This window comes from Nocardia coubleae NBRC 108252 (genome assembly GCF_001612805.1).
Classification (GTDB): domain Bacteria; phylum Actinomycetota; class Actinomycetes; order Mycobacteriales; family Mycobacteriaceae; genus Nocardia; species Nocardia coubleae.
The window spans coordinates 178,733-192,395 of record NZ_BDBD01000018.1; the positions used below are offsets into that span (position 1 = coordinate 178,733).

Genomic DNA, 13,663 nt, shown 5'->3' on the forward strand with positions numbered 1-13,663 from the left:
CCGACAGTCTCGCCGCCGGACGACCCGGCCCCGCTACAGGCCCCTGGTTCAGACCGTGCGCCGGGCCAGACCCGGGTAGTCGACGATCAACCCCGCATCGTCGTAGGACAGGGTGGCGCGGTAGTCGAAATCCGACGAGGTGTAGTCGTAGCGTGGCCCGTCGTCGCCGTCGGTGGCCCGGCGGTAGTGCTGCGGCAGTCGCACCGTCTTCAGGTCGGCGGCGCGGATGTAGACCGCGGGCGCGTCGGCGGAGTCGCCGATGTCGAGTGCCAGCCTGCGCACCGGGAGCGAGTTGGTGAATACCGATGCCTCGAGGTCGACGTCGAGGCACCCGTCCAGTTCGGGTGCGGTTGCGCCGTCGACCTGCCAGCGTCCGAGCCCGTCGGATTGCACGGTGAGCGTGCGCCTGCCGTCGGGATAGCGTCCGGTGATCTGCGCCGAACGGGTGTGCCAGCTGCCGTCGAGCCGCAGCCGGTAGTCGATCACCCAGACGGCGCCGTCCTCGGTTCCGGTGGCGCACCCTTCGACGAGCACGCCACGATCACCGTCGCGGAAATACGTCACTTCGAAACCGGTTCGCGCCTGGTGCTGTATCCAGGCGGCCGATGGGGGCAGGTGAGTGAACACGAAGGGGGCATGCCCCGAAATTCGGGTATCAATCCTCAGCCGGCGCGTTGATCCAGAACCATCAATTTCGCCTCGACGAGAATCTGGCGCGCACGCCGCCGCACCCGGCACAGGTCGACGCTGCATTCGAGGTGTATCTGCATGGCCCGATGCGCTTGTTCGGGCGTCATATTCCCGGGGTCGGTCCGGCAGTCCGCAATTGCCGAAATAATTGACGTGACAAACATTTTCGTACTCCCACCGCGTCGATGGATAACAAGGTAGGAGCAAATTACGCCCGATTCGGTGCGATATCGCCGGGGTTGACTGGCAGTTCACGCAACCTTCCCCACCCGGCCACAACCACTCAACTTAGGCTAACCTACATCGGCAGAGCTTGCTGTGGACAGGTCGAGAGGGCAGAACGTATGACGGTGCAGGTAGCGCCGCCGCCGGGGGTGGAGTCGGGCAACCGGCCGTCCAAGGCGGCCGCGAAAGCGCAGAAGCAACGAGAAGCGCAGGCGCGCAAGGACATCCTGGCCCCGGTGGCGGGCATGCTCACGGCGGCGAGCCTGATCGTCGCGGTGGCTTCGGTGTGCAGCGTGGTCCCGTTCCTGCTGATCGTCGAGGCGTGCCGCGAACTGCTCACCAGCCCGGTCGACACCGACCGGGTGTGGTGGCTGTTCGGTGCGGCCGTCGCGGTGCTCGTCCTGCGGGCGCTGCTGCAGGCCGTCGCGCTCACCTGGTCGCACGCGGCCGACGCCGGTTATCAGCTCACCCTGCGCCGTCTGCTCGCGGCCAAACTCACCCGGGTGCCACTCGGCTGGTTCGGCGAGCGCAGCTCCGGCGAGGTGAAGACCTATCTGCGCGACGATGTGGAGGCACTGCACTATCTGGTCGCGCACGCGCGGCTCGAGTTCGTCGGCGCGCTGGTGGTTCCGCTGGTCACCCTCGGGTACCTGTTCACCGTCGACTGGCGGCTCACCCTGGTGCTACTGATCCCGCTGATCGCCTACTTCGTGCTGTTCGGCCGGATCATGGACCGCGACGGCCGCGACCGGCTCGCCGTCTACACCCGGTGGGAGCGGCGCACGGCCGAGGCAACCATCGAGTTCGTCGACGGCATCCAGGTGGTTCGCGCGTTCGGGCAGGCGGGCAAGGCGCACAGCGAGTTCCAGGCCGCCGTCGACGGTCAGGTGAATGCCGCGCACCGGTTGAAGATGCCGATCATCCGGGTGCAGTCGGCCTCCGACATCGTCGTCACGCCGGTGTTCGTGATGCTCGTCGTCGTGCTCGCCGGGCTGGCGTTCATCGGCGCGGGCTGGGTCGAGCCGCTCGACCTGCTGCCGTTCCTGCTGGTCGGGCTCGGTATCGGCAGTTCGCTGCTCGGTCTCGGTTACGGGTCGCAGGCGTTGCGGGCCGGTGGCGCCGCGGCGCTGCGGTTGCACGAACTGCGCCGGACCCCGGAACTCGAGATCGCCGAGTCGACCGGTGACGTGCCGGTCGAGCGCGGTGTTGTCCGCTTCGAAGGTGTCGAATTCGGTTACCGCACAGGGCACAACGTGTTGCGTGGTATCGATCTGGAACTGACGCCGGGCACCATCACCGCGTTGGTCGGCCCGAGCGGTTCGGGCAAATCCACCCTCGCCAAACTGCTGCCGCGTTTCTACGACGTCGGTGCCGGACGGATCACCATCGACGGACGCGATATCCGCGAGTTCAGCAGCGAAGCGCTGTATCGCACGGTTGGTTTCGTGTTCCAGGACGTCCGCCTGATCCGTGGGTCGATCCGCGAGAACCTGCTGCTCGCCCGACCCGGTGCCGACGACGCGGCCATCGAACGGGCCGCCCGCGCTGCCCAGATCCACGACCGCATCGTCGCGCTGCCACGCGGGTACGACTCCGAGGTCGGTGACGACGCCACTTTGTCCGGCGGTGAGGCACAGCGTCTTTCGATCGCTCGTGCCCTGCTGGCCGACACCCCGGTCCTCGTCCTCGACGAGGCGACCGCCTTCGCCGACCCCGAGTCGGAGGCCGCCGTGCAGGACGCGCTCGCCGCGCTGGTTGCGGGCCGCACCGTGCTCGTCATCGCGCACCGCCTGCACACCATCACCGGTGTCGACCGGATTCTGGTGCTGGACAACGGGACTCTCGTCGAACAGGGCACCCACGACGAACTGCGCTCCACGGGCGGTCTGTATCAGCGCCTGTGGGACATCAACGAGGCCGCGCTCGGCACGCTCGCCCTGGTGGAGGAAACACGATGATCCGCAAGGTTTTCCGCCTCGTCCCCGACGAGTTCGCCCCGCTCGTTCCGCGTCTGCTGGCCGCCATCGTGCTGCAGGCCGTGTGCCAGGCCATCGCGTACCTGCTGCTCGTTCCACTGCTCGAGTCCCTGTTCGGCGACGACCTGTCCGGCGCGTGGACGTGGGCACTCGGCATGACCGCGGCCGTGGTGGGCGTGGTGGTGTTCGGGTACCTGCAGGCCGTCATCGGTCTGCGCATCGGCCTGGGTATGCAGCGTGGGCTGCAGACCCGTCTCGGCGACAAGCTCAACGAACTGCCGCTCGGCTGGTTCGAAGGCCGTGAGGCAGGCCCGCTCTCGCGGGTGATGGTCGAGCAGGTGCGCGAGATGCAGGGCCTGATCGCCTATCTGCTCACCAAGGTGCTCACCGGCGTGATCGTTCCGGTGGTCGTCGCGCTCGGCATGCTGTTCATCGACTGGCGCATCGGTGTCGCGATGCTACTGGCCGCGCCGGTGCTGTACCTGGTCAACGCGGTCGCCAACCGCGCCTACACCGGTGCCGACGCACGGCTGCACGAGGCGGCGGCCGAAGCCGATTCGCGGGTGGTCGAATTCGCGCAGGCCCAGCCGGTGCTGCGTGCGTTCGGCGCGGTCGGCACCGGCAACAAGGCGCTCGAGGCGGCGCTGGTCCGCCAGCGTGGCGCGGTGCTGAAGATGATGGTGGCCACGGTGCCCGGCCTGATCGTGTTCGCCCTGTTCGTGCAGGCGGTGTTCCTCGTGCTCGCCTACCTCGCGGTGGTCCAGGTGACCGACGGGGCCATCTCGGCGGCGGCCGCCATCGCCCTGATCGCGGTGAGTTCGCGGTTCATCGAGCCGGTGAACCAGGCCGCCCAGCTGGGCGCCGCGCTGCGGTCGGCCGCCTCGGCCGCCGACCGCATCACCGAACTGCTGGCCGAGCCGACCCTGCCGATGCCGACCGAGCCGGTCACGCCCGGTGCGCCCGCCGTCGTCTTCGACAAGGTGAGCTTCGGCTACCGCCCCGGCGAACCCGTGCTCAGCGACCTGACCTTCACCGTCCCGGCGGGCACGACCACCGCCATCGTCGGGCCGAGCGGCGCGGGCAAGACCACCCTGCTGCGCCTGGCCGCCCGCTTCTACGATGTGGATTCCGGCGCGGTCTCGGTGGGCGAACACGATGTGCGCGAACAACCTTCGAACACACTGCTCGATCAGCTCGCCCTGGTCTTCCAGAACGTCTACCTGTTCAACCGCTCGGTGGCCGACAACATCCGCATCGGCAAGCCCGACGCGAGCGAGGACGAGGTGCTGCGAGCCGCCCGCGCCGCACGAGTCGACGAGATCGTCGACCGGCTGCCCGACGGCTTCGACACCACGGTCGGCGAAGGTGGCGCGTCGCTCTCGGGCGGTGAACGTCAGCGGGTGTCGATCGCCCGCGCCTTGCTCAAGGACGCCCCGATCGTGCTGCTCGACGAGGCGACCAGCGCGCTCGACCCGCACAGTGAGGCCGTCGTGGTGCGCGGCATCCACGAACTGGCAAGGGACAAGACCGTTCTCGTGGTCGCGCACCGCTTGGCGACCATCGCCCACGCCGACCAGATCCTGTTCCTCGACGGTGGCCGCATCGTCGAACAGGGCACACACGCGGAGCTGTTGGCGCTCGACGGCCGGTACGCGGCGTTCTGGAACGAACGCGAGCGGGCTTCCGGTTGGCGGCTGGAGCCGGTGCCGGCCTGAGAACGACAACGGGCGCGACGGGTGTTCCGTCGCGCCCGTCGCTGTTCGGGATCAGAAGCCGCGCAGGTGATCCGGGGTGATGTGGATCGGGACGGAGTAGGTGGCGAAGAACTCGTCACGCGTCATCTCGATATCGACGAAGCCCTTGGTGTACTTGCTGGCGAACTCGGCGAGGGCGTCGTCGCTCACCGGTTCACCGACTCGGGCCGAGCCGGTGAACACGGCCACCTCGCCACCGCTCGAGCTGCTGTTGAAATTCAGCGAGGCCCGCGGATTGCGCGCCAGGTGTTGCAGCCGCTTCGCCTTCGGCATCGTGTAGATCAGGAAAGTGTCCTCGCGCCACAGGAACCACACTGGGTTCGGCTGCGGGGTGCCGTCGGCGCCGACGGTGGTGAGCCAGACGACGTGCTCATCGGCCAGTCGTGCGGCGACCGTCTCGCCGAGCGGCGTACTGACGTCGAGAACGGACATGGGGACCTCCTCGGAGTAGGAGATCCCCAGTCTAGGACCGGCGCCCGTCGAGACGCCGGGTCCTCACTTCCAGTAGGCCTGGTACTTGATGGCCGTCTTGGGCAGAGCGTGGTGGGTCTTGAGGGTCTTCACGATCGAGCGGGTGGTGTGGCCGTCGCAGGCGACCCAGGCGAAAGCGTCTGCGGGGCAGGTCATTTCGTTCGCGGCTTCGCGCAGCAGGCGGCCGTCGTCGATGCGCTGCACCCAGGTGACTGTATGGTGCGGCTTGTTGTGCACGGGGATCGTCGTGTCGGATTCGTACTGCCATTCCAGCCACACTCGCGCAGGGGTGTCGCCGATGGCGTCCAGTAGCGAGTTGATAGCGGGGAGCGAGGCGGTGTCGCCGAAGACGACGTACTCGCTCGGGGTCTGCTCGGGCAGCTGGAAGTCGGAGCCGAGGACGCTGGCGTCGAGGGGGTCGCCGGGCTTGGCGCGGCGGGCCCAGTTGGCGGCGGGTCCGTCGTGCAGCGCGAAGTCGATGCAGACGGTGTCCTCGGCCGGGTTCTGGTTCACCAGGGTGTAGCCGCGGTGGTGCAGTTTGTCACTGTGCTCGTCGGGAATCCACAGGCGGATCCACTGCGTGGGGTGCACCGGGTTGTCGGCCAGCAGCCCGCCCGCGGTGAAACTGATCCGCACGAATTTGTCCGTGATCTGCTCGTTGGCAGTCACCGTGAGGCGGTAGTCCGAGCCACCCCAAGCCTTGACCATCAGGCCGTTGAATCCCTTACCCATGAACGTTAGGTTAGCCTAACGACACTTACTTGTCTGCCCCCGGTGGATAAATAAGGTAAGCCTATGCAACCATGGGCCGTGCTTGAGAGAGTGGAGAACGAACCGGTGCAAACCCTGCTCGTGGTCGGCGCGGGGCCGAAAGCCCTTGCGGTAGCGGCCAAATCGCATGTCCTGCGCTCACTCGGCCTGCCGGCGCCGCGCGTGGTCGTCGTCGAGGCGCACGCGGTGGGTGGCAACTGGTTGCCCACCGGTGGCTGGACCGACGGGCAGCACCGGCTCGGCACCAGCCCCGAGAAGGACATCGGGTTCCCGTACCACTCCACCTGGGCCCGCGGCCGCAACCGCGAGATCGATCGCGCCATGTCGGCCTACAGCTGGACCTCGTTCCTCATCGAGCACGGCACCTACGCCGAGTGGATCGACCGTGGCAGGCCGAGCCCGCAGCACCACGTGTGGGCGAAATACCTGCAGTGGGTGGCCAAGTCGATCGATCTCGAGCTGGTGATCGGTCGCGTCGAGCAGATCCGCCACGACAACCGCTGGCAGGTGCGGGTCGTCGACGCCGACGGCGCGGCCACCGAGCTGAGCGCCGACGGCCTGATGATCACCGGCCCCGGCCGCAGCAGCCGCGCGCTGGCCGAACACCCGCGCGTGCTCAGCATCGCGACGTTCTGGGATCTGGCGGGCAAGCGCAGTCTGCCCGCCGCCTCGCGGGCCGCGGTGATCGGCGGCGGCGAGACCGCGGGCTCGGCGCTCGACGAACTCGTGCGCCACGAAATGCTCACCATCTCGGTGATCTCGCCCATGGCGACCATCTACACCCGTGGCGAAAGCTATTTCGAGAACTCGCTGTTCAGCGATCCGGTGAAGTGGAACGCGCTGAGCATCCAGGAACGTCGCGACGTGATCCGGCGTACCGATCGCGGTGTGTTCTCGGTGCGCGTGCAGGAAAGCCTGCTCGGCGACAGCCGGGTCCACCACCTGCAGGGCCGGGTCACCAAGGTGGTGCCGGCCGGTGATTCGCTCGCGCTCACGCTGACCAACGAGCTGCGCGCCGATCAGGTGCACAACTTCGACCTCGTCGTCGACGCGACCGGTGGCCAGCCGCTGTGGTTCCTGGAGATGTTCGATCAGCAGACCGCCGATCAGCTGGAACTGGCGGTGGGCGGCCCGCTCACGCAGAACCGCATCGAATCGTCGATCGGCTACGACCTGGCCGTCAACGGACTGGCCAGCAAGCTGTATCTGCCGAACATGGCCGCCATGGCGCAGGGCCCCGGCTTCCCCAATCTGAGTTGCCTGGGTGAGCTGTCGGACCGAGTGCTGCGCACGGTTCCGGCGCGCAGCCACGTTTCCGCAGCGCAAGCAATCTCACGCTGACCCGTGCGGTGAGTTACCCACTGATCTCGCGAGAACATGGGTAACTCACTGGGAACGGGCGACCGTGACCCTCGATCTCGTCTGGTCGCCAACGCGAATCGCGTCGCGCCTGGGCCTGGCCTAAATTCGCGGGGAGGCGGGAACAGGCATATCCGCCGGGGTGCGCGGCACCGTGTACAGGAAGATGCGGCGGTCCGGGCGGACGTCGAACTCACCGATGCTCTGCCAGCCCGACTTCTCGAGGCTGCGCCGGATCGGCTCGTTGCGATGGTCGGGATCGCCCATCATGCGCCGGCAGTCGGGATTGGCCGCGAACACGGCGGCGGGCAGGATCGAGATCCAGGCCGACATGATGCCCTTGCCGATCACCGCGGTCTCGGCGGTGGCGATGTGGAAGGCGATGTCACCGGCGTCGGCGTGGTAGAGCTTGCCGATCTCATCCTTGGCGGCGCGGTAGAACTCGATGTAGGCGACATCGACCACGCCTTTCTCCCGCTGACCGATCACCGCGAAGTCGAGGCTGAGAATGCAAGGGCGTGAATAGGTTCCGGCCAGCTGGGTGCGGAAATTCTCGCGACGGCGCTGCGCGTCCCAATCCTGTTCCCAGGACTCGAGCAGGTGCGGGCGGGCCATCCATTCTTCGAGCATGTCGGGGTCGGTACCGTCGGGATCGGCCATCCGCAGAGCGAAGGGCGCCTCGAACACCGGCAGGTTCGGCGCGGGGGCGGCGGCTACGTCGGCGGGCAGGTCTGTCTGCTCGCGGGGTAGCGCGGTGGGGGTCCCGGCGGGGTTCATCTGCTGGGTGCTCCATTCCATCGTTACCTTGGTCACCTCAATTGGTAAGGCTAGCCTATACTAATGGGTTGATGCTACTGTTGCCCGACCGATCGCCCGGTGGTTGCCGGAGCGCGCCCGGAGCTGGTTCGGGCTCGGCGGCAACAACATTCGCCCCGGTCCCGGACGACTGCGCCGGGTAGGCCCGTGTCCGGGCCCGGCGAGAGATAGTGCGAAACGGCCGCAGCTGGACGCGGTCGGTGAGGGAGAGCGACATGGCAAGAGAACTCGGCTGGATCAGGCAATTCCAGGCCCCCCGGACCGACTCCCTACCGCCACTGATCGTCTTCCCGCACGCGGGCGCGGGCGCATCGGCCTACCGGGTGTTCGCCAAGCGTATGGCGCAGGACTTCGACACCGTGATCGTGCAATACCCCGGCCGTCAGGACCGCCTGCGCGAACCGGCCGCCGAGACGCTGCCCGAACTGGCCCGCGGCGCCTTCGAGGCCTTCCGTGGCTCCGCGCGCGACACCGGCGCCCCGATCACCGTGTTCGGCCACAGCATGGGTTCCATCGTGGCCTTCGAATTCGCCCGGCTCGCCGAGGCCGCCGGGTTGTCCGTGCGTTTGCTGGTGGTTTCCGCGGCCGCCGCGCCGCAGCGGATCGCCGAGCTACCTGGTCATCCGACCGAGGACGAGGAATTGCTCGACCACATGGCCGCCCTCAACGGCACCGGCGCCGACGTGATGGCCAGCCGCGAGGTGATGCGCATGGCGCTGCCCGTGCTCAAGGCCGACTACCGCGCCTTCGATGCCTACTCCTGCGATGCGGGCGTGCGCGTCGCCGCACCCGTGCTCGTGCTCGGCGGCGACGACGACCCGTTCGTCGGCCCGCGCGACCTCTACGGCTGGGACCAGGCCACCACGGGCGAGGTGGAGGTGAACCTCTTCGCGGGTGGGCATTTCTACGTCGACGAGAACATCGACGGCATCGCCGAGGTGCTGGCCGGACAGGCGCTGACCCGATGAGCGTTGATCCCGTCGTCATCGTCGGTATGGGCGTCGAGGCCCCCGGCGGCATCGAAACCCTGCCGGACTTCTGGTCCGCGCTCGCCGGCGGCCGGGAACTGATCGGCCCGTTCCCGCGCGACCGTGACTGGCCGCTGGCCGAACTGTTCGCTCTCGGCAGGCTCGACGGCTGGGCACCCGTCCGCGACGCCGGTGGATTCCTGGACGGCGCGACGGAATTCGACGCCCAGTTCTTCGGCATCACCCCGCGTGAGGCGGTCGCGATGGACCCGCAGCAGCGGGTGGCCATGCGGGTGGCGTGGCGCGCGCTCGAGCACGCGGGCATCAACCCCGGTGCGCTCGACGGTGATCCGGCCGGTGTCTTCATGGGCGTGTCGATCACCGAATACGGTCCGCGCGCGGCGGGTGTCAACGAGTACAGCGGATACCGGGGCACCGGCACCGCGCTCGGTGCGGTGGCCGGGCGGATCTCGCACGGGCTCGGTCTGGTCGGCCCGTCGATCAGCGTGGACACCGCGTGCGCGTCGTCGCTCACCGCCGTGCATCAGGCCGCGTCGGCGATCCGGGCGGGGGAGTGCGACTGGGCGCTGGCAGGCGGCGTGTGCGTGATGGGTACGCCCGGCGCGTTCTACGAGTTCTCCAAGAACAACGCCCTGGCCACCGACGGCCACTGCCGTTCCTATGCCGCCGACCCGACCGGCACCCTGTGGGGTGAGGGCGCGGGCGTGATCGTGCTGGAACGAGAGTCGCGCGCGAAGGTGCTTGGCCATCGGATCTACGGGCAGCTGCTCGGTTCCCGGGTGAACCACAACGGCGCCGGTGCGCCGATCGCCGTGCCGAGCGCGGACGCACAGCGACGACTGATCGAGGCGACCGTGGCCGCCGCGGGGGTGAGCGTCGACGATATCGGCCTGATCGAGGGCCACGGCACCGGAACCGCCGTCGGCGATCCGCTCGAATTGACCGCGCTCGCCGCGACTTACGGCAACCCCGATCGTTCCGATGCCCCGCTGCTCGGTTCGGTGAAGTCCAATGCCGGTCACGCGCAGGCGGCCTCGGGCATGCTCGGGCTCATCAAGGTGCTGCTGTGCGGCGAGCACGGCACCATCGCGCCGAGCCTGTGGGCGGATCGGCCGAACACCGATATCGACTGGGACGCAACCACTTTGCGTTTGGCGGCCGAGGCGACCGAGTGGAAGCCGCGCCCCGACGGGCTGCGCTACGCCGCGGTGTCGTCGTTCGGCGTCGCGGGAACCAACGCGCACGCCATTGTCGGCCTGCCGGTGCTGGAGGAAACCAATCATGGCTGAGTACCGTCTGCCCGACGGCAGCGTTCCTGTTCTGCTGTCCTCCGACAGTGCCGACGGACTGCGTGCGGAGGCGGCTGCCCTGCGCGACTACGTCGACGCGCACCCCGCGGTGACACCGGAACGGCTGGCCGACATGCTGTTCCGCACCCGGATGCCGCGTCGTCGGCGGGCACTGATCATGGCCCGGCCGTCTACCGGGGGTCCAAGGGGCGATCAGTCGCCCGCGCGGGCAGATGGCGGAGCCTGGAACGGTGTCGAACCCCCATCGGCTGAGTTGCGGGCGGCGCTCGACGCCATCGCGACCGGTGCCGACCATCGTGACGTTGTTCTCGGTGACGTCCCCGCGAGCTCTCGCCGCATCGGTTTCGTCTTCCCCGGTCAGGGCAGCCAGCGACCCGGCATGGGTGCGCTGTTCTACGCGCAATCGCAGGCCTACCGCACCGTCGTCGACGAGTGCGCCGCCATCCACCACGAACGGTTCGGCCACTCCCAGCCGATGCACTACCTGCTCGGCGACGAGGGGCAGTACGAGGACACGGTGTGGGAAGTACAGCCCGCCCTGATGTTCCACATGACCGGCCTGGCCGCACTGTGGCGGGCCGCGGGCGTGGCGCCGCAGGCGACGATCGGGCACAGCCAGGGTGAGCTCGCAGCCGGTGCGGTGTCGGGTGTGATGACCCTGCGCGACGCGGTCCTCGCCGTCACCCACCGCGCCCGCCTGGTCGAGCGCATCTCCCCGCGCGGCTACTCGATGGCCGTGCTCGGTATGGACCGCGAGTCCTGCGAGGCGTTACTGGCCAGGCATTCGGGCTGGGCCGAGCTGTCGGTGGTGAACTCGCCACACATCCTTGCCATCTCCGGTGACCGCGAGACCATTGTCGATCTGATCGCCACCGCGACCGAACGCGGCCAGTTCGCTCGCGAGATCCGCGTGGCCTACCCCGCACACACCTCCATCGTGGCCGAGCTGCGCGCCGATTTCGTCGACATGCTCGGCGACGAGATGAGCGGCACGCACTTCACTGAATCCGAGATCGATTGCTACGGAGCGACTCTCGGCGCGAAGATCGGCTCCGACCTGAATCACCAGGACTACTGGTACTGGAACCTGCGCAACCGGGTGCGTTTCGACAAGGCCGTGATCGCGGCGGGTAGCGATGGCGTGGACCTGCTGATCGAGGTCGCCGAACACCCCGTGCTGCAACTCGCCCTGCAGGAGAACCTCGGCCTCGTGCCGTCGCGCCCCGGCCTGCCGCAGCGCGACTTCCGTGTCCTCGGAACGTCGCTGCGCACCGCCGATGGCCTCTCGGAGTTCACCCGCAACCTCGCTCAGGTCGCGGTGCTCGACGCCGGGTACCACTGGGACGCGTTGCGCGTCGACGACACCATCACCCTGCCGCTGCGCGATTTCCCGCACACCGTCACGGCCCCGAAGCGGCTCTGGGCCGCCCCCGACGAGTCGGCAACCCCGCCCGAACTCGTGGTCACCACGCCGAAACCCCAACGGCTGGTCGAACAATGGACCCCGCTCCAGCGCCGCACCCTGACCGCCCCGCGCAGCCTGCTCGTCGTGGACCACACAGGTGAGTGTGCGGCTCTGGCCGCTGCCCTGGTGAAAGCTGCGGACCGTCACGGTGCCGAGGCTCGTGTGCTCGGCCCGTCAGAACTGAACCCGGCTGTCGGCGCGGGCGCTGAGGCGGACGATCGAGGATCCGCCGCCGGTGCGATGAGCTCCGCCGAACCCGGCGACGATCATGCCGCGCGCGGCCTGCCCGACTCGGTGCGTCCGCAGCCGTTCGATTCCGTCGTTGTCCTGCTGCCACCGTCGGCGGCCGACGACACTGCGACGGCTGTCGATGCACTGACCTCGTTTTTCGCCGAACGGAACTGGGCCCCAGCGCTTTCCGTGCTACGTCCGGGCGGCGAATGCTGGCTGCTGACCGTCGGTGGCGAGACCGTGCACGAGAGCGATCCGATCCCCGGTCTGTTCCAGGCAGGCGTCGCGGCCGGGTTCCGCAGCGTCGGGATCGAGCACCCTGGCACCTTGTTCCGCCATCTCGACCTCGCCGCGAACGAGGATCCGATCGCGCAGGCGGCCCGGATCGTCGGTGCGGTGCATTCCAGCGGTGAGGCGGAGCTGGCGCTGCGTGCGGGCAAGCTCTTCGTCAAGCGATTGGTGGTCGACGAGTCCGCCGAAACCGGTCCGCTTGCCGAGGGTCTCGACCACGTGGTGATCGTCGGTGGCACCGGTCAGCTCGGCCTCCGTTTCACCGATCACCTCGCGCGCACGGGCACCGGCCGCGTCACCCTGCTCAGCCGCAGCGGTGAAACCCCGGTCCTGGCAACGGAACTGGCGCGTCTGCGTGGCCTCGGCACCACCGAGATCGTCGTGCGGTCCTGTGATGTGAGCGATCCGGAATCGGCGAAGGCCTTCGCTGCCGAGATCGCCGATCGCCCGGTCGACCTGGTGATCCACGCTGCCGTGAACTACGTCGACGCCGAACTCGATCAGGTCACCGCCGAGGCCGTCCACACCGCCGCCCGCGCCAAGCTGCACGGCCTCGACACCCTGATCGACACCGTGCCGCTGACCACCGACTGCCGTGTGCTGCTGTGCTCCTCGATGGCCGCGACCATCGGTGGACGCGGCCAGATCCTGTACGCGGTCACCAACCGCATGCTCGATGTCGCCGCCCGCAGGCTGCGCGCCCGTGGCATCGCCGCGGCCAGCCTGCAATGGGGGCTATGGAGCGTGGCGGGCCCGCTCGATGACGCCGGGTTCGCCCGCGTGGAAGAGGCCGGCGTGTTCCCGATGGTCCCCGCCGACGCCATCGAGGCGGGTTTCACCGCGCCGGTGCGCGACGGCATGATCATCGCCGCCGACTGGGACTTCCTACGCGAGGTACTCGGCGCGTTCGGCCAGGACAGCGTGCTCACCGGTCTCGAGTGCGCGACCGTACCGGTTTCCGCAGTCGCGCCGAAGCCCGCGCCGGTTTCCCTTGTCTCCCAGGAGATTCCGCCCACGTCCGCGCAGTCGTCCGTGGCCGTATCCGCCGAATCGGCGGCGCAGCCCGACAACTCCTCGCTCGAGTTGCGCATGCGTACCGAACTGCTGAAGGTGATCGGCGGCGACAGTGCCGAATCCATCGACGCGACCATGCCCTTGGTCGCCCTCGGCCTGGACTCGTTGCAGGCCTTGGACTTCCGCAAGCGCGTGAAGGCGGAGCTGGACCGGGATTTGCCGGTCGCGGCGATTCTCGGCGGCGCGTCGCTCGACGATGTCGTGCAGCTGATGGCACAGAACACCAACCAGGGCTAGGGGC

General features: G+C 68.5%; 11 protein-coding genes. 6 read left to right on the forward strand and 5 right to left on the reverse strand.

The window, feature by feature from the left end; genetic code table 11:
* Positions 1 to 48: 48 nt before the first annotated feature.
* Together NCO8_RS17960 and NCO8_RS17965 are read right to left on the reverse strand one after the other, a co-directional pair.
* Positions 49 to 627: a putative glycolipid-binding domain-containing protein gene (locus NCO8_RS17960; RefSeq protein ID WP_255284020.1), complete on the reverse strand. Its 579-nt coding sequence runs from the start codon at positions 625 to 627 to the stop codon at positions 49 to 51.
* 35 nt (positions 628 to 662) lie between these two features.
* Complete coding sequence (locus NCO8_RS17965; protein WP_067491136.1) at positions 663 to 854, reverse strand: hypothetical protein; 192 nt, start codon at positions 852 to 854, stop codon at positions 663 to 665.
* A gap of 180 nt (positions 855 to 1,034) precedes the next feature.
* Between NCO8_RS17965 and NCO8_RS17970 the strand changes: the two genes are divergently transcribed.
* Both NCO8_RS17970 and NCO8_RS17975 read left to right on the forward strand, forming a co-directional pair.
* On the forward strand, positions 1,035 to 2,873 hold the full coding sequence (locus NCO8_RS17970) for an ABC transporter ATP-binding protein (protein WP_067641063.1): 1,839 nt from the start codon (positions 1,035 to 1,037) through the stop codon (positions 2,871 to 2,873).
* Positions 2,870 to 4,606, forward strand: a complete 1,737-nt coding sequence (locus NCO8_RS17975; protein WP_067641065.1) for an ABC transporter ATP-binding protein — start codon at positions 2,870 to 2,872, stop codon at positions 4,604 to 4,606. Before NCO8_RS17970 ends, NCO8_RS17975 begins: the two co-directional genes overlap by 4 nt.
* Positions 4,607 to 4,657: 51 nt before the next feature.
* On the opposite strand, the gene NCO8_RS17980 is transcribed toward NCO8_RS17975, so the two are convergent.
* Both NCO8_RS17980 and NCO8_RS17985 read right to left on the reverse strand, forming a co-directional pair.
* Entirely contained in the window at positions 4,658 to 5,077 is a 420-nt protein-coding gene (locus tag NCO8_RS17980; protein WP_067641067.1) for a TIGR03667 family PPOX class F420-dependent oxidoreductase, read from the reverse strand.
* Between the two features lie 63 nt (positions 5,078 to 5,140).
* Complete coding sequence (locus tag NCO8_RS17985; protein ID WP_067641069.1) at positions 5,141 to 5,848, reverse strand: siderophore-interacting protein; 708 nt, start codon at positions 5,846 to 5,848, stop codon at positions 5,141 to 5,143.
* 105 nt (positions 5,849 to 5,953) lie between these two features.
* Here NCO8_RS17985 and NCO8_RS17990 point away from each other — a divergent pair, with 105 nt between their 5' ends.
* Positions 5,954 to 7,228, forward strand: a complete 1,275-nt coding sequence (locus NCO8_RS17990) for a SidA/IucD/PvdA family monooxygenase (protein WP_067641596.1) — start codon at positions 5,954 to 5,956, stop codon at positions 7,226 to 7,228.
* Positions 7,229 to 7,348: 120 nt separating this feature from the next.
* Here the strand turns inward: NCO8_RS17990 and NCO8_RS17995 are convergent, their stop codons facing one another.
* Positions 7,349 to 8,023, reverse strand: a complete 675-nt coding sequence (locus tag NCO8_RS17995) for a GNAT family N-acetyltransferase (protein ID WP_067641598.1) — start codon at positions 8,021 to 8,023, stop codon at positions 7,349 to 7,351.
* A 254-nt stretch (positions 8,024 to 8,277) separates the two neighbouring features.
* Here NCO8_RS17995 and NCO8_RS18000 point away from each other — a divergent pair, with 254 nt between their 5' ends.
* Genes NCO8_RS18000 through nbtC form a run of 3 tightly spaced genes read left to right on the forward strand, consistent with a single transcriptional unit; the run spans position 8,278 to position 13,659 of the window.
* Positions 8,278 to 9,030, forward strand: a complete 753-nt coding sequence (locus tag NCO8_RS18000; RefSeq protein WP_067641071.1) for a thioesterase II family protein — start codon at positions 8,278 to 8,280, stop codon at positions 9,028 to 9,030.
* Complete coding sequence (locus tag NCO8_RS18005; protein WP_067641073.1) at positions 9,027 to 10,340, forward strand: beta-ketoacyl [acyl carrier protein] synthase domain-containing protein; 1,314 nt, start codon at positions 9,027 to 9,029, stop codon at positions 10,338 to 10,340. Before NCO8_RS18000 ends, NCO8_RS18005 begins: the two co-directional genes overlap by 4 nt.
* Positions 10,333 to 13,659, forward strand: coding sequence for a nocobactin polyketide synthase NbtC (nbtC, locus tag NCO8_RS18010; RefSeq protein WP_067641075.1), 3,327 nt, complete (start codon positions 10,333 to 10,335; stop codon positions 13,657 to 13,659). The genes NCO8_RS18005 and nbtC overlap by 8 nt, the downstream gene beginning before the upstream one ends.
* Positions 13,660 to 13,663 lie beyond the last annotated feature (4 nt).